This window comes from Thalassospira sp. B30-1 (genome assembly GCF_015767575.1).
Classification (GTDB): domain Bacteria; phylum Pseudomonadota; class Alphaproteobacteria; order Rhodospirillales; family Thalassospiraceae; genus Thalassospira; species Thalassospira xiamenensis.
In genome coordinates, this window is record NZ_CP065232.1 from 4,164,095 (window position 1) to 4,180,319 (window position 16,225).

The 16,225-nt window shown below is 57.8% G+C and carries 17 protein-coding genes; 2 read left to right on the forward strand and 15 right to left on the reverse strand.

The features are described 5' to 3' along the window. Nucleotides 1-9 precede the first annotated feature (9 nt). Entirely contained in the window at nt 10-885 is an 876-nt protein-coding gene (locus IT971_RS19395) for a LysR substrate-binding domain-containing protein (protein WP_062951191.1), read from the reverse strand. A 101-nt stretch (nt 886-986) separates the two neighbouring features. On the opposite strand from IT971_RS19395, the gene IT971_RS19400 reads away from it, so the two are divergent. Further along, nucleotides 987-2,111 (forward strand): S-(hydroxymethyl)glutathione dehydrogenase/class III alcohol dehydrogenase, encoded by a 1,125-nt coding sequence (locus IT971_RS19400; RefSeq protein WP_063092711.1) that lies wholly within the window; start codon nt 987-989, stop codon nt 2,109-2,111. A gap of 73 nt (nt 2,112-2,184) precedes the next feature. Beyond that, nucleotides 2,185-3,042, forward strand: coding sequence for an S-formylglutathione hydrolase (gene fghA / locus IT971_RS19405; RefSeq protein ID WP_063092710.1), 858 nt, complete (start codon nt 2,185-2,187; stop codon nt 3,040-3,042). Nucleotides 3,043-3,134: 92 nt separating this feature from the next. On the opposite strand, the gene IT971_RS19410 is transcribed toward fghA, so the two are convergent. The 14 genes from IT971_RS19410 to urtB all read right to left on the reverse strand — a co-directional run bounded on the left by IT971_RS19410 (nt 3,135) and on the right by urtB (nt 16,197). Next, nucleotides 3,135-3,737, reverse strand: a complete 603-nt coding sequence (locus tag IT971_RS19410) for an energy-coupling factor transporter transmembrane protein EcfT (RefSeq protein ID WP_063092709.1) — start codon at nt 3,735-3,737, stop codon at nt 3,135-3,137. Beyond that, nucleotides 3,734-4,408: an energy-coupling factor ABC transporter ATP-binding protein gene (locus IT971_RS19415; protein ID WP_063092708.1), complete on the reverse strand. Its 675-nt coding sequence runs from the start codon at nt 4,406-4,408 to the stop codon at nt 3,734-3,736. The genes IT971_RS19410 and IT971_RS19415 overlap by 4 nt, the downstream gene beginning before the upstream one ends. A gap of 74 nt (nt 4,409-4,482) precedes the next feature. After that, nucleotides 4,483-5,031 carry a biotin transporter BioY gene (locus IT971_RS19420; RefSeq protein ID WP_007088871.1) on the reverse strand — a complete coding sequence of 183 codons (549 nt, stop codon included), beginning with the start codon at nt 5,029-5,031 and terminating at the stop codon, nt 4,483-4,485. Between the two features lie 1,401 nt (nt 5,032-6,432). Next, nucleotides 6,433-7,053: an urease accessory protein UreG gene (gene ureG / locus IT971_RS19425; protein WP_063092707.1), complete on the reverse strand. Its 621-nt coding sequence runs from the start codon at nt 7,051-7,053 to the stop codon at nt 6,433-6,435. Continuing rightward, nucleotides 7,050-7,775 (reverse strand): urease accessory protein UreF, encoded by a 726-nt coding sequence (locus IT971_RS19430; protein ID WP_063092706.1) that lies wholly within the window; start codon nt 7,773-7,775, stop codon nt 7,050-7,052. The genes ureG and IT971_RS19430 overlap by 4 nt, the downstream gene beginning before the upstream one ends. Beyond that, entirely contained in the window at nt 7,765-8,382 is a 618-nt protein-coding gene (locus IT971_RS19435) for an urease accessory protein UreE (protein WP_063092705.1), read from the reverse strand. Before IT971_RS19435 ends, IT971_RS19430 begins: the two co-directional genes overlap by 11 nt. An 11-nt stretch (nt 8,383-8,393) precedes the next feature. After that, a complete protein-coding gene (gene ureC, locus IT971_RS19440; protein WP_063092704.1) occupies nt 8,394-10,103 on the reverse strand; it encodes an urease subunit alpha in 1,710 nt (569 codons plus the stop codon). A 2-nt stretch (nt 10,104-10,105) separates the two neighbouring features. Beyond that, a complete protein-coding gene (locus tag IT971_RS19445) occupies nt 10,106-10,417 on the reverse strand; it encodes an urease subunit beta (RefSeq protein WP_007088864.1) in 312 nt (103 codons plus the stop codon). Nucleotides 10,418-10,433: 16 nt separating this feature from the next. Continuing rightward, complete coding sequence (locus tag IT971_RS19450) at nt 10,434-10,736, reverse strand: urease subunit gamma (RefSeq protein ID WP_007088863.1); 303 nt, start codon at nt 10,734-10,736, stop codon at nt 10,434-10,436. 9 nt (nt 10,737-10,745) lie between these two features. Next, the gene (locus IT971_RS19455; protein ID WP_223304887.1) at nt 10,746-11,603 is read right to left on the reverse strand and encodes an urease accessory protein UreD; all 858 of its coding nucleotides are present in this window, start codon (nt 11,601-11,603) and stop codon (nt 10,746-10,748) included. A 222-nt stretch (nt 11,604-11,825) separates the two neighbouring features. After that, nucleotides 11,826-12,521 (reverse strand): urea ABC transporter ATP-binding subunit UrtE, encoded by a 696-nt coding sequence (urtE, locus tag IT971_RS19460; RefSeq protein WP_062951169.1) that lies wholly within the window; start codon nt 12,519-12,521, stop codon nt 11,826-11,828. Between the two features lie 2 nt (nt 12,522-12,523). Continuing rightward, complete coding sequence (gene urtD / locus IT971_RS19465) at nt 12,524-13,315, reverse strand: urea ABC transporter ATP-binding protein UrtD (protein WP_063092703.1); 792 nt, start codon at nt 13,313-13,315, stop codon at nt 12,524-12,526. After that, entirely contained in the window at nt 13,312-14,499 is a 1,188-nt protein-coding gene (gene urtC, locus IT971_RS19470; RefSeq protein WP_063092702.1) for an urea ABC transporter permease subunit UrtC, read from the reverse strand. Before urtC ends, urtD begins: the two co-directional genes overlap by 4 nt. A gap of 3 nt (nt 14,500-14,502) precedes the next feature. Then, nucleotides 14,503-16,197, reverse strand: a complete 1,695-nt coding sequence (urtB, locus tag IT971_RS19475; protein WP_139189982.1) for an urea ABC transporter permease subunit UrtB — start codon at nt 16,195-16,197, stop codon at nt 14,503-14,505. Nucleotides 16,198-16,225: the final 28 nt, after the last annotated feature.

The following is a 16,225-nucleotide window of genomic DNA, read 5'->3' on the forward strand; positions in this document are numbered from 1 at the left end:
AAAACGAGATCACCCCAAATACCGCCCCAAATGCTCCACCAGCATCCGGATTTTCGGGCTAAGGTGCCGGTTGGTCGGGTAAAGCGCCCAGATACCTTCATCGGTCGGCTGGAATTTGGACAGGACCGGGATCAGATCACCGCTGGCGATCCACGGATCGACGTAATAATCCGGCAACTGGACAATGCCGATGCCCTTTAGCGCGGCATCCAAAAGCGCCTGCCCGCTATTGGCGTGGATCGAGCCATGAATTCGGATGGTACGCTCCCGCCCGTCTTCCTCAAACCGCCAGTAATCCAGCGTCCCGACAAGGCAGTTATGGCGCGCAAGCTCCGAAAGCGAATGCGGCTCCCCACGCTTGGACAGATAGGCTGGCGATGCGCAGGCATAAAGGCGGCGGGTTGAAAGCTGCTGGCTCATCAGACTGCCGGTCGTGCCATCCAGCCGCCCAAGCCGGATCGCCATGTCATAGCCTTCAAGCACCAGATCAAGTTTCTGGTTGGTAAAGCGGCACTGGACTTCAAGTTCCGGATATCGGGCGACGAAATCATTGACCAGCGGCGCAATCACGGTTTCACCATAGGTGGTGGGCGCGGTCAGCTTAAGCTTGCCACGCGGCACCTGTGTGAGGGTCCCGATTGCGCGTTCCGCATCCTGCAAGCCATCCAGCAATTGTCGGCAATGCTGATAATAAACCTGCCCGGCTTCGGTAGCACTAACCTTGCGCGTGGTGCGGTAAAAAAGCTGCACGCCAAGCTTTTCTTCTAACGCGGTGATCTGGCGGCTGACCTGTGCCACGGAAATGCCAAGCTGCTTGGCCGCTGCCGTAAAGCTTTTGCGTTCCGTCACGGCGACGAATTCGCTGATCCCATCCCACGCATTCATTATTACACCATCGTAAAAGTCATTTACCGAAATACCGGATTATCAGATCAGGGGAAATAAATACACTGTTGGCAGTAGATCACACAAGCCGGAGGAGCGACATGAGCGCCCAAACCATCACCTGCAAAGCCGCCATTGCCTGGGAAGCGGGCAAGCCGCTATCGATTGAAGAAGTTCAGGTCGCCCCGCCCAAGGCCGGTGAAGTCCGTGTCCGCATCGTTGCCACCGGTGTTTGTCATACCGATGCTTTCACCCTGTCGGGCGACGATCCCGAGGGTATTTTCCCCGCCATCCTTGGCCATGAAGGCGGCGGGATTGTTGAATCAATCGGCGAAGGTGTCACCAGCGTTGCGGTCGGCGATCATGTGATCCCGCTTTACACCCCCGAATGCGGCGAATGCAAATTCTGCAAATCGGGCAAAACCAACCTGTGCCAGAAAATCCGCGCCACTCAGGGCAAGGGCCTTATGCCCGATGGCACCACGCGCTTCTCGCAGAATGGCAAACCGATCTTCCATTATATGGGCTGCTCGACCTTCTCGGAATATACGGTTCTGCCGGAAATCTCGATTGCCAAGGTCAACAAAACCGCCCCGCTTGAAGAAGTCTGTCTGCTGGGTTGTGGCGTTACGACCGGCATGGGGGCTGCCACCAACGCAGCCAAGGTCAAACCGGGCGATAGTGTTGCGATTTTCGGTCTGGGCGGCATCGGCCTTTCGGCCATCATCGGCTGCAAAATGGCCGGCGCCAGCCGCATCATCGCCATTGATATCAACGAAAAGAAATTCGAACTCGCCAAACAGCTTGGCGCGACCGATTGCATCAACCCGAAAGACCATGACAAACCGATCCAGGAAGTCATCGTTGATATGACCGATGGCGGCGTTGAATACAGTTTCGAATGTATCGGCAATGTCAATATCATGCGATCCGCCCTTGAATGCTGTCACAAGGGCTGGGGTGAGTCGGTGATTATCGGTGTTGCCGGTGCCGGTCAGGAAATCTCGACCCGCCCGTTCCAGCTTGTCACCGGTCGCGTCTGGCGCGGCACCGCCTTTGGCGGGGTCAAGGGCCGGTCGCAACTGCCCGATTATGTCGAACGCTACCTCAAGGGCGAATTCAAACTGTCCGATTTCATCACCCACACCATGAAGCTTGAAGACATCAACGAAGCTTTCGACCTGATGCATGAAGGCGAAAGCATCCGTTCGGTCATTCACTATTAAGACCATCTGGCTTCATACGAAAACCCCGCCCTGCCGGTAAAATTCTGGCAAGGCGGGCGAACGGGAGAATAAAATGGGCATTGAAAATTCATCCAGCAACAAGGTATTCGGCGGCTGGCACAAACAATATACCCATCGGTCCGATGTGCTGGGGTGCGATATGCGGTTTGCCATCTTCCTGCCGCGGCAGGCGGGCAAGGGCAACCGTGTACCGGTGATGTACTGGCTATCGGGACTGACCTGCACGGATGAAAACTTCATGCAGAAGGCCGGCGCGTTTCGCATCGCAAGCGAACTTGGCATTGCCATCGTCGCCCCCGACACCAGCCCGCGCGGCGACCATGTGCCCGATGACGAAGAAGAAGCCTATGACTTCGGCAAGGGGGCCGGTTTTTACGTCAACGCGACGCAGGAACCCTGGGCGCGCAATTACCGCATGTATGATTACGTGACCAAAGAACTTCCGGCCCTTGTCCGTGATCATTTCCCGATTTCCGATGATGCGGTGATTTCCGGCCATTCAATGGGCGGGCATGGTGCGCTGATGATCGCGCTTAAAAACCCGGGGATGTTCAAATCGGTGACGGCCTTTTCCCCGATTTCAAACCCGATCAATTGCCCGTGGGGCCAGAAGGCGCTTGGCAATTATCTCGGCGATGACAAATCCGTCTGGAAACAGTGGGACAGCTCGGAACTGATGAAGGCCGCCACCGCCAGGGATATGCAAACCCCGGCCCTCGTTGATCAGGGCGATGCCGATGGCTTCCTGACCGAGCAGCTTAAACCCGATACGCTTTTTGCCGCCGCAAGCCACGCCGGTTATCCGCTGAACCTGCGCATGCAGGAAGGCTACGACCACAGCTATTACTTCATCGCGAGCTTTATCGAAGACCATCTGCGTTTCCACGCATGGCATCTTGGTATCGCCTGAGATCAGGTAACCGCATCAGAACCCGCACCCAAGCGGTTTTCACCCGGCACGCGCCTCGTCCCTATAGGCCTGCCGGGTCTTTTTTTGGAAGATTAATCCGGGTCAAAGCTGCGCGCATCAATGGCATCGGCGACATCGTCCGCCGTTTTAAGCGTGCGGATGATCAGCGGCACGACAAGCGCCAGCACCGATTTATCAAGCCCGCGCGCGCGTTGTGCATCGCGGATTTCATGACCGATTTGCGCAATCACCGGGATAAATCGCAACACCATCGAAAACGCCAGACTGACCTTTTCCGGGTTAACCCCAAACCGCGCCAGCGGCCTCATCGCCCGTTCCAGCGCGGCCAGCATGTCGGACGTTCTGGTCGTCAGGGTCACAAGCCCGGCGAAGCTAACAATCGCGGCCAGCCGGAAAATCACCACAAGCCCCGCCTGCCAGTCATTGAGCCAAAGCTGCACGGCAAAGAACAAAGCCAGCAACCACAATATCGGCCTGATCTGCGCCCAAAGGATGCGCGGGCCAAAACCCGAAGCCGGATACAGAACAAAAACCGTCACCAGCACCCCCGCCAGAACCGGCCAATCAGGGATCAGAAAAACACCAGTCCCCAGCAGGATAAGGGCAAGCACCTTTAACCCCGCTGCCGCCCGGTGCAGGGCGGAATTGCCATCGATGTAAAGTCCGGCAATCACGCCATCATCTCCCGATAGCGGGGAATGGCGATGGCCGGGACGTCGTCACAGGCGATCCGGCCATTTTCAAACACCAGCACCCGGTCATAACCGGCGATCAGATCAAGGTCATGGGAAACCGTAATCACGGTCTGATCCAGTTCGGCAATCGCCCGTTCGACCCGGTTACGATTGCGCAGGTCAAGCAAGGTGGTCGGCTCGTCAAAGATGATGTAACGCGGCGCCATCACCAGCACCCCGGAAATCGCCAGAAGCTGTTTCTGCCCCCCGCTTAACAAATGGCTGGGATGGTTGCGAAATTCCGACAGGCCATATCGCGCAAGGACTTCGTCGATACGACGGTCAATCTCGTCCTTTGGCAGTTTAAGCGCCTTCAGGCCAAAGGCGATGTCTTCCTCGACCACCGGATAGACGATCTGATTATCCGGGTTCTGAAAAACAAAGCCGACATGGCGGCGCACTTTGCGCCCGTCCTTGGCAGCATCGAAGTCATCGACGCGCACAATCCCCGACGATGCCACCTGAAGCCCGTTCAGAAGCCGGACAAAGGTGCTTTTGCCCGATCCGTTGGCCCCGACAATCCCGATCCGCTTTTCGCAAAGTGACAGTGAAATATCGTCAAGCACGCGACGCTGATCAAATTCCACGGTGACATTTTCAAGCGTGATCATCAGCACCCGGCGCAAAATTTCAGACAAGGGATAACAGCAAAAGGCGCGATCTGATGACCGCGCCTCATCAAAACCTAGCGTGCCTTGGAAATCAAGGGATAGGCACGGCGCACGGCAAGGCAGGCTGCGGTTGCAATCGCAACCTTGATCACATCGCCAATCAGGAACGGTGCGGCCCCGACGGTCGCCTTCCAGTAACTGACATCAACAACGATGCTGACCCAAAGATTGCCAATCGCATACAGGACAACAATCCCGCCAACCGCAATCGACAATGCCGCGTTGAAGATATTCAGCCTGTCCCAGAATTTTTCAATCAGCAGGCCGATCACAAACGCCGAAATCACCCAGCCGACGATAAAGCCACCCGTCGCCCCCAGAAGAACACCAAAACCACCGCGCCCCCCCGACAGAAGCGGCAGGCCAAGCGCCACCAGCACAACAAACAGCAGGATCGAAAGCCCGCCACGACGCGCCCCCAAAATCGCCCCGGCCAGCATCGGCCCCAACGATTGCGCGGTCACCGGCACCCCGGTAATCGGCAGGGTGATGGGTGGAAACAGCCCAAGCACAGCGGTCACTGCGGCAAACAGCGCGACATAGACGATATCTTTGGTGTTCATGATTTCACGATCCTTCCTTCCCGTTCTCCCCGACGGTGATGGCACAAGCCCCGACACATCACCGTTCGTTTTCCGGTCCTCCCGACCGGTTCAACGGCCGAAGGGATAGCCGCAAAACCGCAGATCGCAAAGCAAAATGACGCATCATCTCCATCAGGATGGGATAAGGATCGCCTAATAATATTTTGCTTTCAAAAGCTTGCCGCGGATCAAACGGCATCACATTCCGAACCGCAGACAGCCGACGACGGATGCGACGGCAGGGCCCCCACCCAAAACCGGGCTTCCCGCAATCAGGTAAGTCCGACAAACCTTGGGCTTTCGCATCCTCGCCCAACCGGGCGCAGACAGCGCCGCTGACAAGGCCGCCTTCGGACGAACACCTCGCTCCGCTCGCTTTCCGGCAATTCTGCCCCACACCCCGAGCCGACCTCATGCCACCAACAGTCTCGCCAACAGGCCACCTCAGACTGACCCCCTGCTCCGATCCGATCACTCCCGGCCATGGCAGCACTTCTGGCAACCGATGGAGCCCGGACACACCTCGGGCGTCTGCCATCCTCGCCAACAAACCACCTCGGGCTCACGGCCCGCTCCAATCACTTTCGGCAATGGTGACACTTCCCACAACCGATGGAGCCCGGACACATCTCGGGCATCTGCCATCCTCGCCAACAAACCACCTCGGGCTCACGGCCCGCTCCGGTCACTTTCGGCAATGGTGGCACTTCCCGAAACCGATGGAGCCCGGACACATCTCGGGCATCTGCCATCCTCGCCAGCAGACGACCTTCGGGCTCACTGCCTGCTCCGGCCACTTTCGGCAATGGCGGCACTTCCCGCAACCGATGGAGCCCGGACACACTTCGGGCGCACGGGGCCCCACTGGTCCACCATCGACGGGTCACAGCCAACCGCTGCCCCTGCTGCCATCGCTGCCGCTCCCGGCAAATTCAACGCTCCCTCTCCAACAAGACGCACCTCTCCCGTCATGACAAATGACCGGGTTAGTCCCCTTAGTCCTCTGCCTTAGTCCTTGGGCAGAAGGCCGCCATAATGGCTCCGCCATCCGCCAACCCATATCCTGCGGATCGCCCCGCTACCCTGGCTCAATCTTTGCCGTTGCATCCTGATCACCTCTTTCATCCGGCCCCAAACGCAAAAACCCGCGAGGCTCAAGGCCTCGCGGGTTTCGGTCCGGGCGGTTTTCTCCCGTTGACTTTTCTCTTATGCCATAATTAAAAGAACAAATCAAGAACTTTTTGAAAAAAGTTTTATATGCAGTCCGCGTGCGCGGCTATCGTCCGTGCTCAACCTTTCGTCCAAATAGTTCAGGCCCGGCCATTTTCAGGCCGGGCCCGTGTGCTCCCGTCATCCGGTATTATTGCGTCCTGATCCCCATCAGGACGCGGCGGATTGACGGAGCCCCCCTGTCTCGATGATGAAACTCTTGACGTCTTCAAGGCCATCCATCGCCTTGAGATTGGTAAACAGGAACGGACGGGTGCCGCGCATTTTTCTGGCATCGCGGTCCATCACCCCCAGATCCGCGCCAACAAGCGGTGCCAGATCGGTTTTGTTGATCACCAGCAAATCGGACCGCGTGATGCCAGGCCCCCCTTTGCGCGGAATTTTGTCGCCCGCCGAAACATCGATGACATAGATGGTGATGTCGGCCAGTTCCGGCGAAAAGGTCGCCGACAGGTTATCACCACCCGATTCAATAAAGATCGCTTCAAGCCCCGGATGCTTGGCGCTCATATCCTCGACCGCGGCAAGGTTGATCGATGCATCTTCGCGAATGGCGGTGTGCGGGCAGCCACCCGTTTCAACACCGGCAATGCGGTCCGCGGCCAATGCCCCCGACCGGGTCATGAATTCGGCATCCTCGCGGGTGTAAATATCGTTGGTGATCGCGGCGATATTGAACTCGTCGCGCATGGCCTTGCACAGCCGTTCCAGAAGGGCGGTTTTGCCCGAACCAACCGGGCCACCGATACCAATGCGAAGGGGTGAGCTCATGATCTGAAAAGCCTCGTATATTGGGTTTCGTGTTTCATCGACGTCCAGTCAACCATCGGGGCAGCCGCCCCCAGATTGACCGGATCGGTATTCATCGCGGTTTCGGTCGCCATCGCCACCGCCTTGTCAAGGGACGCCAGGGTCCGCACGCCATCGGTCTGCCCCAACGGCACCAGACGCACCGCACTCGACACCAGATTGGCCGCCATCGCGTGCAAAAACGCGCTCAGCGCATCGCGCAGCGGCACATCCGCCTCGGCTGCGGCAATACCCACCGCAACCGGATAGGATGGCAGACGGTCATCATCACGCATTCGTTTCGCCCAGAGGGTTAAAATGCCATCGCCCCAGACCTTTTGGGCGGTCGAGACAAAGGCACGCCCCTGTGCGGTTGCCTCCAGCGCCATTTCAGCCGTCCCGCGCCAGCAATCGGCATCAACCCCGATGTCAAAAAGGGCGTCCAGATCCCCCGCACGCGCCGCGCGCCATGCGGCACAAAACAGCACCGCATCAATCCGCCCGGCACCGAATTCCAGAACCCCTTCGATCCAGGTTGTCAGGCTTTCGGCACTGATGACCCGGCGATCCTCGACCGCGTATTCAACACCGTGGGAATAGGTATAGGCCCCAACCGGGAAGGACGGGCTAAGCCATGTCATCAACCGCATCAGGCCACCCGGCGTCAGGTTGGCGGGGGAACGGGGATCAAGTTCAGTGGTCATGCGGCTCCCCGATGGCATGGGCGTGCGCATGAGAATGGGAATGCCCGTGAGAATGCGCATGGCTATGGTCATGGCCGTGATCATGCCGGTGGTCATGATCGTGATCGTCATGATCATGTGGTTCTTCGAAATGATCATTGCCGTGGCTATGCCCGTGGCCGCCACCGCCCAGCCCGTGATAGGCCCCATTCAGCGGATCGAACGGGGCGACTTCGGCAAAAACAACACCGCCCAGCCCCTGCACCATATCGCGCATGACATGATCATCAATGATGCGAAGCCGCCCGTCTTTCAGGACCTGAAGCGGGGTATGACGGTTGCCGATATGCCATGCCATTTTGGCCGCCGCAATCGGGCCGGAACAGGTGATGGTCAGGACGTCCTCGGCAGCCGCACGCACCACGATCACCCCGCCATCAACCAGACGCAACTTATCCCCGTCGCCCAAACGCACCGCATGGGGCAGATCAAGCAGAAACGCATCCCCGGCATCATCCATCAGCCGGATGCGCCGCCGGTGACGGTCGGCAAAGGCAAGTGTTACCGTACCGCGCACTTCGGATGTGTCGGACTGGCTGACCGGGATATGTTCAATCGCGCGACGCATGATCCGGGCTCCTAGAACAGGAAATAACGCTGTGCCATCGGCACACGGTCGACCGGCTGACAGGTCAGAAGTTCGCCATCGGCACGCACCTGATAGGTTTCCGGATCGACTTCCATTTTCGGCAGGGCATCGTTCAGTTTCATGTCCTTTTTGCCGATATTGCGCGTGTTCGAAACCGCCAGAAGCTGCTTTGCCAGACCGAATTCGGCGGCAATCCCGGCATCGATCCCGGCCTGGGATACGAACGAGAAGCTCGATTTCGACAATGCCGAACCATAGGCACCAAACATCGGACGATAATGAACCGGCTGCGGTGTCGGGATCGAGGCATTCGGATCCCCCATCGCCGCCCCGATGATCATGCCCGCCTTGATGATCATGTCGGGTTTGACGCCAAAGAACATCGGTTTCCAGACCACGATATCGGCAATCTTGCCGACCTCGATTGATCCGACATGCGATGCGATCCCCTGCGCAATTGCCGGGTTGATCGTGTATTTCGCGACATACCGCTTGGCACGGAAATTGTCATTCCCCGGCCCATCTTCCGACAGGTTGCCGCGCTGCTTTTTCATCTTGTCCGCCGTCTGCCAGGTGCGCGAAATTACCTCGCCCACCCGGCCCATGGCCTGACTGTCCGATGAGATTATCGAAAACGCGCCAAGGTCATGCAGGATATCCTCGGCCGCAATGGTTTCGCGGCGGATGCGGCTTTCGGCAAAGGCGACGTCTTCGGGGATTTTCGGATCAAGGTGATGGCACACCATCAGCATGTCCAAATGCTCGTCGATGGTATTCACCGTAAAGGGACGTGTTGGGTTGGTCGAACTTGGCAGAACGTTCGCTTCCCCACACAGCTTGATGATATCGGGTGCATGGCCGCCACCGGCCCCTTCGGTGTGGAAGGTATGGATGGTGCGGCCCTTGAACGACGCGCGGGTATGTTCGACAAAGCCGCTTTCATTCAGCGTATCGGTATGGATCATCACCTGCACGTCAAGGTCATCAGCCACCGACAGGCAGGTATCAATCGACGCCGGGGTCGTGCCCCAGTCTTCATGCAGTTTAAGCCCGCAAACACCGGCTTTGACCTGTTCGATCAATGAACCCGGCAGGGTCGCGTTGCCTTTGCCAAAGAAACCGATATTCATCGGCAATCCGTCGGCTGCCTGCAACATGCGGGCAATGTGCCACGGGCCGGGCGTACAGGTGGTGGCGTTCGTGCCCGCCGCCGGGCCGGTCCCGCCGCCCAGCATCGTGGTGACGCCGGAATACAGCGCATCTTCAACCTGTTGCGGGCAAATCCAGTGAATATGGGCGTCAATACCGCCTGCGGTAATGATGTTGCCTTCACCGGCAATCACCTCGGTCCCCGGACCGATGATGATATCGACACCGGGCTGCACATCGGGGTTCCCGGCCTTGCCGATCCCGGCAATTCGGCCATCGCGAATGCCGATATCGGCCTTGATGATGCCGGTATAATCAAGGATCAGCGCGTTGGTGATCACGGTATCGACCGATCCCTCGGCACGCGATGCCTGCGACTGGCCCATGCCGTCGCGGATGACCTTGCCACCGCCGAATTTGACTTCCTCGCCAAGGATCGTGAAATCCTTTTCGACCTCGATCAAAAGATCGGTATCGGCCAGTCGGACCTTGTCGCCCACGGTCGGGCCAAACATGGCGGCATAGGATGCGCGATCAATTTCATAAGCCATTTTTACGCTCCCAGCTTGCCGTTGATTTTGGCATTAAAGCCATAGACCACACCCGACCCGGCATATTTCACCAGATTGACCTCGCGCGTCTGGCCCGGCTCGAACCGGACGGCCGTGCCCGCCGGGATATCAAGACGGAAACCGCGCGCCGCCTCGCGATCAAAATCAAGGCCCGGATTGGTTTCATAAAAATGATAATGCGATCCGACCTGTACCGGGCGATCCCCGGTATTGGCGACGGTCAGTGTTTTGGTTTCTCGATCCTGATTAAGGATCAGGCTGCCTTCTTTGGTAATGATTTCACCTGGAATCATGGCCTGTTTCCTTTGCCTAGCGGATCGGTTCGTGAACGGTCACAAGCTTCGTCCCGTCGGGAAATGTCGCTTCGACCTGAATTTCATGGATCATCTCGGCAATGCCATCCATCACCTGATCGCGCGTGATCACGGTCGCCCCGTCACGCATCAGATCGGCAACGGATTTGCCGTCGCGCGCGCCTTCGACCACAAAATCCGTGATCAGGGCAATGGCTTCGGGATGGTTCAGTTTCACACCGCGTTCAAGGCGGCGTCGCGCCACCATGGCGGCCATTGAAACCAGCAATTTGTCCTTTTCGCGTGGCGTCAGATTCATGCCGTTCTCCTAAATTTCCCAAAGACGCGGCAGGCGCGCCGGAAGTCCCCGTGTTTCATGGCGGAACTGTCTCCACCACGCGCCGTAAACCCGGCGCAATTTCATCGGATCGCGCGCCATGAAACGCGCGATCACAATCCCCTTCATCGCGGTTGCCGCGCACAACACATCCGTTTCCATCAAACCGTCGGATGCGCGCACCAGACAATCGCGGGCAATATCAAGCTTATCTTCGGCACCCTGCCCGACCAGAATGGCGGTCGCCGCCGCCCGCGCCCCATCAAATGACGCCGGATGATCCAGCATGCGCAAAACATCGCCTTCCAGATGCAGCGCATCGCGCCAGACAGGCCGCCCGTCAATCGAGACATCCCATGCATCACGTGCCAGCCCGGTTGCGAAAACCTCACCGCGGGCAAGGCGGCCAAACACCATGATTTCACCGGCCATCACCTGCCCGGAACCGGTAACGGAAACACTCGTCTTGCGGCGCAGACGCGCTTGATCAAACAGGATGGTTTCATGCGGCAACCATTCCAGCCAGCCGTTATCTTCGGCAGCCAGATCAACCGACATCACGCAATCAGGCCCGGCGGAACGGTAAATCTTTTCTGCGGCCTGTGCGGTAAATAGCGCGGATGCCCCTGCCCTGACCCGGCCTTCAAATGCCAGATGATCGCCACCCACCATGCCGCCCGATGTCGTCACCAGAACGGCAGTCACCAGATCCCCGGCCATCGGCCGCGGGAACAGGATTTTCATCGGATCGCGGTAATAAAGATGATCAAGGGCCGCAAAACCCGCACCCGGCTTAAACGCCACCTCGGCCCGGCCGTCGGTGACGATCGGGTTGGAAGCGTCTGACATTTGCGGTTCCGCCTTCAAATCGCTGCGGACCGGGTTTTCGAGTTTGCGAAGCTGCACAAAGCCACCTGAATATTTCAGTCGCACAACCGGTTAACCCGTGGTCAGACCGGCTGGCCCATCGGCAAACACAGCAAGATGCGGGCCAAACCGCACAGCCCGCAATCACGCCATTTACCGCACCGGCCCCAATTCACCCATGCGCAAAATTTTGGCAAATGCTGATCAAACAGTCAGATACGACCGCACCTTTTCGCGATCGAGCGCATCCTTGGACCCCGCCAGCACCACCTCGCCACGTTCCAGCACGACGATCTCGTCGGCCAGTTCATGGGCGAAATCAAAATACTGTTCGACCAGAAGGATCGCCATATCGCCGCGATCTGCGAGCTGTTTGATGACGCGCTGGATATCCTTGATGATCGATGGCTGAATGCCTTCCGTCGGCTCGTCCAGCACAAGAAGTCTCGGACGTGTGACCAGCGCCCGCCCGATGGCAAGCTGCTGCTGCTGCCCGCCCGAAAGATCGCCACCACGACGCCCCAGCATGTCGCGCAGGACCGGGAACAGTTCAAAAATCTCGTCAGGGATATGACGCAGGGCGCGCGGAAGGGCGGCAAACCCGGTTTCAAGGTTTTCCTTCACGGTCAGAAGCGGGAAAATCTCGCGCCCTTGGGGGACAATCGCAATCCCGGACGCCGAACGACGCCACGCCGGATCACGCGAAATGTTTTTGCCTTCCCAGGTGATGTTGCCATCGGCAATCGGGTGTTGCCCGACAACGGCGCGCATCAGCGATGTTTTTCCCACACCGTTACGCCCCAAAACCGCTGTGACCTTGCCGGTTTCCGCACTAAGCGACACCTTGCGAAGCGCATGCGACGCCCCATAAAACAGATCGATATTGGCTACATCCAGCATGATCAGCGCCCCAAATATACTTCGATGACCCGCGGGTCTTTCTGAACATGGTCAAGACGGCCTTCGGCCAGAACCGATCCTTCGTGCAAAACCGTCACCTTGCAATCAAGGTCGCGAACAAATTCCATGTCATGTTCGACCACCACAACCGACCGATCCATTGCAATGGATCGCAGCAATTTCGCGGTCTGTTCGGTTTCGGAATCCGTCATCCCTGCAACCGGTTCATCCACCAGAAGCAATTCCGGCTCCTGCATCAGCAACATACCAATCTCAAGCCACTGTTTCTGCCCGTGCGACAGGTTGGCTGCCGTCTCTTCACGCTTGTCGGTCAGCATGATGGTTTCAAGTGTCTGCTCGATGCGAAGCTTCTCAGCATTCCCCAAAAGATGGAAAAGCGCCTGAAACACACCCCGCCCGCCCGAACAGGCCAGCAGCAGATTGTCAAACACCGTATGGCTTTCAAACACGGTCGGTTTCTGGAACTTGCGCCCGATGCCAAGGTTCGCGATCTCGGCCTCATCAAGCTTCGTCAGATCGACTTCGCTTCGAAACATCACATCACCCGTATCAGGCCGGGTTTTACCAGTGATGATATCCATCATCGTCGTCTTGCCCGCGCCGTTCGGCCCGATAATCGCGCGAAGTTCGCCCGGCTCGACATAAAAGGACAGGCTATTGAGCGCCCGGAACCCGTCAAAAGTGACGGAAACCCCATCGACATAAAGGATGGTATTGGCTTTGGCGGCCTTGCGTTCGGCCTTTTCAATCTCGATTGCGGCTGCCTCGCTCATGCCTTGCCTCCTTCGTTTGCACGCCCGTTCAGGAAACGCTTGCGCAGGGTGCTAAACGCCGATTGCCGGTCGGGTGCCCCAAATGCCGGCACCGCCCCGATCACGCCCTTTGGCAGGAACAGGGTCACGGCGATGAACAACCCGCCAAGGAAGAACAGCCAGAAATCAGGCATCACACCGGTAAAGAAGGTTTTGGCATAGTTCACGATGAACGCCCCCAGCACCGCACCATACAGCGTACCGCGCCCGCCAACCGCAACCCAGATGACGATTTCAATCGACAGGGCCGGGGCAAATTCACCCGGATTGATGATGCCGACCTGCGGCACATAAAGCGATCCGGCAATCCCGGCCATTACGGCCGATACGGTAAAGACGAACAGCTTGTAATATTCGACCCGGTAACCGGTAAAGCGCACACGCGCCTCGGCATCACGGATCGCAATCAGAACCTTGCCCAGACGGGAATTGGTAATACAGCGCGCCACGACATAACAGATGCCCAGCATCACACAGGATGCAATGAACAGGGCCGCCCGCGTTCCATCGGCCTGCAACGAGAAACCTAGCAGATCCTTGAAATCGGTCAGGCCGTTATTGCCGCCAAATCCCATATCGTTGCGGAAGAATGCCAGCAACAGCGCATAGGTCATCGCCTGTGTGATGATCGAAAGATACACCCCTGTCACACGCGACCGGAAGGCAAGGAAACCAAACACAAACGCCAGAAGCCCCGGCACGAACATCGCCATCACGATGGCAAACCAGAACATGTCAAAGCCGTACCAGTACCACGGCAATTCGGTCCAGTTCAGGAACACCATGAAGTCCGGCAGTTCCGGATTGCCATAAACCCCGCGATCCCCGATCTGGCGCATCAGATACATGCCCATGGCATAACCGCCAAGCGCAAAGAATGCCCCGTGACCAAGGCTTAGAATCCCGCAAAACCCCCAGATCAGATCAACCGAAAGCGCCAGCAACGCATAGCAAAGATATTTGCCAAGCAGGCTCATCATCCATGTCGGAACATGAAAGGCCGATCCTTCGGGCACGATCAGGTTGCCCACCGGGATCAGGATCGATGCCGCAATCAGGATCGCAAGCAGGATCATTCCGCCGCGATCCCGCAACAGCCAGCCGATCACCGGCGTCATTTGGTATTTCTGGCGATAGTCGGTCATGTATCAGGCCTCCACCGCGCGACCCTTAAGGGCAAACAGCCCCTTGGGTCGTTTCTGGATGAACAGGATCAGCGCAATCAGAACAAAGATTTTCGCCAGCACCGCACCGGCCACCGGTTCAAGGAACTTGTTCACAATGCCAAGACTGAATGCGCCAAGGACCGTGCCCCAAAGATTGCCAACCCCGCCAAACACCACGACCATGAAACTGTCGATGATGTAGGTCTGACCAAGGTTCGGACTGACGTTTGAAATCTGGCTAAGCGCGACACCGGCAATCCCGGCAATGCCGGAACCAAGCCCGAATGTCAGGGCATCGACATACCCGGTACGGATACCAACCGATCCCGCCATGCGGCGGTTCTGGGTCACGGCACGCATTTGCAGGCCAAAGGCAGTATAGCGCAACACAATCGCAATCCCGCCAACCACAATCAGACTGAACAGGATGATCCAAAGCCGATTGTAGGTCAGGACCAGACCGTTTGACAGCTCAAGCGCGCCACTCATGAAATCGGGTGCGGTAACCTGCTGGTTGGTTGCGCCAAAGATGCTTCTGATTGCCTGCTGCAAAACAAGGCTCACCCCCCATGTCGCCAGAAGCGTTTCAAGCGGACGCCCATACAGGAAGCGGATCACGCAGCGTTCGATCACAATGCCAACCAATCCCGCGACAACAAATGCCGCAGGCACCGCAATCGCCAACGACCAGGGCGAACCCGACGGAATGACAGATGAAAAAATCTGCTGCACAACAAAGGTGGTATAGGCACCGATCATGATCATTTCGCCGTGCGCCATATTGATCACGCCCATCACACCAAAGGTGATGGCAAGACCAACCGCGGCAAGCAACAGGACAGAGCCAAGGCTGATGCCGCGATAGACATCACCTAACGTCTGCCACATCGAAAGCCGCCCCTCGACATCGGCAAGCGCATCTTTGGCGGCGGCAACGACTTCGGGCTGGTAACTTTCGGCTTCGGCACTAGCAACGAATTGCGACAATACCGCACGGATTTGCGGTGTGGTTTCGCTGGCCAGCACTTCGATGGCGGTCAGGCGTTCCTCGGTGGTTTCACCAGCCGCCAGCGCCATGGTTGCCCGCGCAAGTTCCATCCGCGCCAAAAGTGTCGCATCTTCTTCACGTTCGATCGCGCGGATCAGCAATGGTAACATCGACGGATCGCGGGCATCCATTACCTGCTCGACGGCAGCGGTACGGATACCGATATCCTGACTAAACAGGTTAAGGGCCGCCAACGCATCGCGCAGCGCACCGCGCAGACGGTTGTTGATCTTGATCTTGTCGAGCTCCTTGGAACCGCTTTCACCCACAACCTCGCCGCTGACGACATCGATATGGTTCCAGACCTTGCCCTTTTTCTCGCCAATCACGACGTGTTCGTCGCTGGCACGCACAAACAGGTTGCCTTCAAGCATTGCGTTCAGGATCGGCGCGACGCGGGGGTCGCCATCGGCGGCCATGGCCTCGATTGCTTCCAGCTTTTTGGTCGAACTTTTATCGTTCAGCTGTTCCGTTACATTGCGCAGTTCTTCGTCGCTAAATGCCTGTGCTGGCTGCGGTGATGCCAGCACCAAAACCGCAAAAATTGCGGCAACGGCAAACAGGACAGGCAGGGAATTATTCGCGCAAGAACGGAAACGGCACAGGACAGCGGTCATGACAGTGCGCATGGTCACCAAGCCTTTGAAAATCGGATGT

Excerpts from the sequence above, each read along its gene's own strand:
- IT971_RS19395 (WP_062951191.1), bottom strand. The coding sequence starts at position 885 with ATGAATGCGTGGGATGGGATCAGCGAATTCGTCGCCGTGACGGAACGC.
- IT971_RS19400 (WP_063092711.1), top strand. The coding sequence starts at position 987 with ATGAGCGCCCAAACCATCACCTGCAAAGCCGCCATTGCCTGGGAAGCG.
- fghA (WP_063092710.1), top strand. The coding sequence starts at position 2,185 with ATGGGCATTGAAAATTCATCCAGCAACAAGGTATTCGGCGGCTGGCAC.
- IT971_RS19415 (WP_063092708.1), bottom strand. The coding sequence starts at position 4,408 with ATGATCACGCTTGAAAATGTCACCGTGGAATTTGATCAGCGTCGCGTG.
- IT971_RS19420 (WP_007088871.1), bottom strand. The coding sequence starts at position 5,031 with ATGAACACCAAAGATATCGTCTATGTCGCGCTGTTTGCCGCAGTGACC.
- ureG (WP_063092707.1), bottom strand. The coding sequence starts at position 7,053 with ATGAGCTCACCCCTTCGCATTGGTATCGGTGGCCCGGTTGGTTCGGGC.
- IT971_RS19430 (WP_063092706.1), bottom strand. The coding sequence starts at position 7,775 with ATGACCACTGAACTTGATCCCCGTTCCCCCGCCAACCTGACGCCGGGT.
- IT971_RS19435 (WP_063092705.1), bottom strand. The coding sequence starts at position 8,382 with ATGCGTCGCGCGATTGAACATATCCCGGTCAGCCAGTCCGACACATCC.
- ureC (WP_063092704.1), bottom strand. The coding sequence starts at position 10,103 with ATGGCTTATGAAATTGATCGCGCATCCTATGCCGCCATGTTTGGCCCG.
- IT971_RS19445 (WP_007088864.1), bottom strand. The coding sequence starts at position 10,417 with ATGATTCCAGGTGAAATCATTACCAAAGAAGGCAGCCTGATCCTTAAT.
- IT971_RS19450 (WP_007088863.1), bottom strand. The coding sequence starts at position 10,736 with ATGAATCTGACGCCACGCGAAAAGGACAAATTGCTGGTTTCAATGGCC.
- IT971_RS19455 (WP_223304887.1), bottom strand. The coding sequence starts at position 11,603 with ATGTCAGACGCTTCCAACCCGATCGTCACCGACGGCCGGGCCGAGGTG.
- urtE (WP_062951169.1), bottom strand. The coding sequence starts at position 12,521 with ATGCTGGATGTAGCCAATATCGATCTGTTTTATGGGGCGTCGCATGCG.
- urtD (WP_063092703.1), bottom strand. The coding sequence starts at position 13,315 with ATGAGCGAGGCAGCCGCAATCGAGATTGAAAAGGCCGAACGCAAGGCC.
- urtC (WP_063092702.1), bottom strand. The coding sequence starts at position 14,499 with ATGACCGACTATCGCCAGAAATACCAAATGACGCCGGTGATCGGCTGG.
- urtB (WP_139189982.1), bottom strand. The coding sequence starts at position 16,197 with ATGCGCACTGTCATGACCGCTGTCCTGTGCCGTTTCCGTTCTTGCGCG.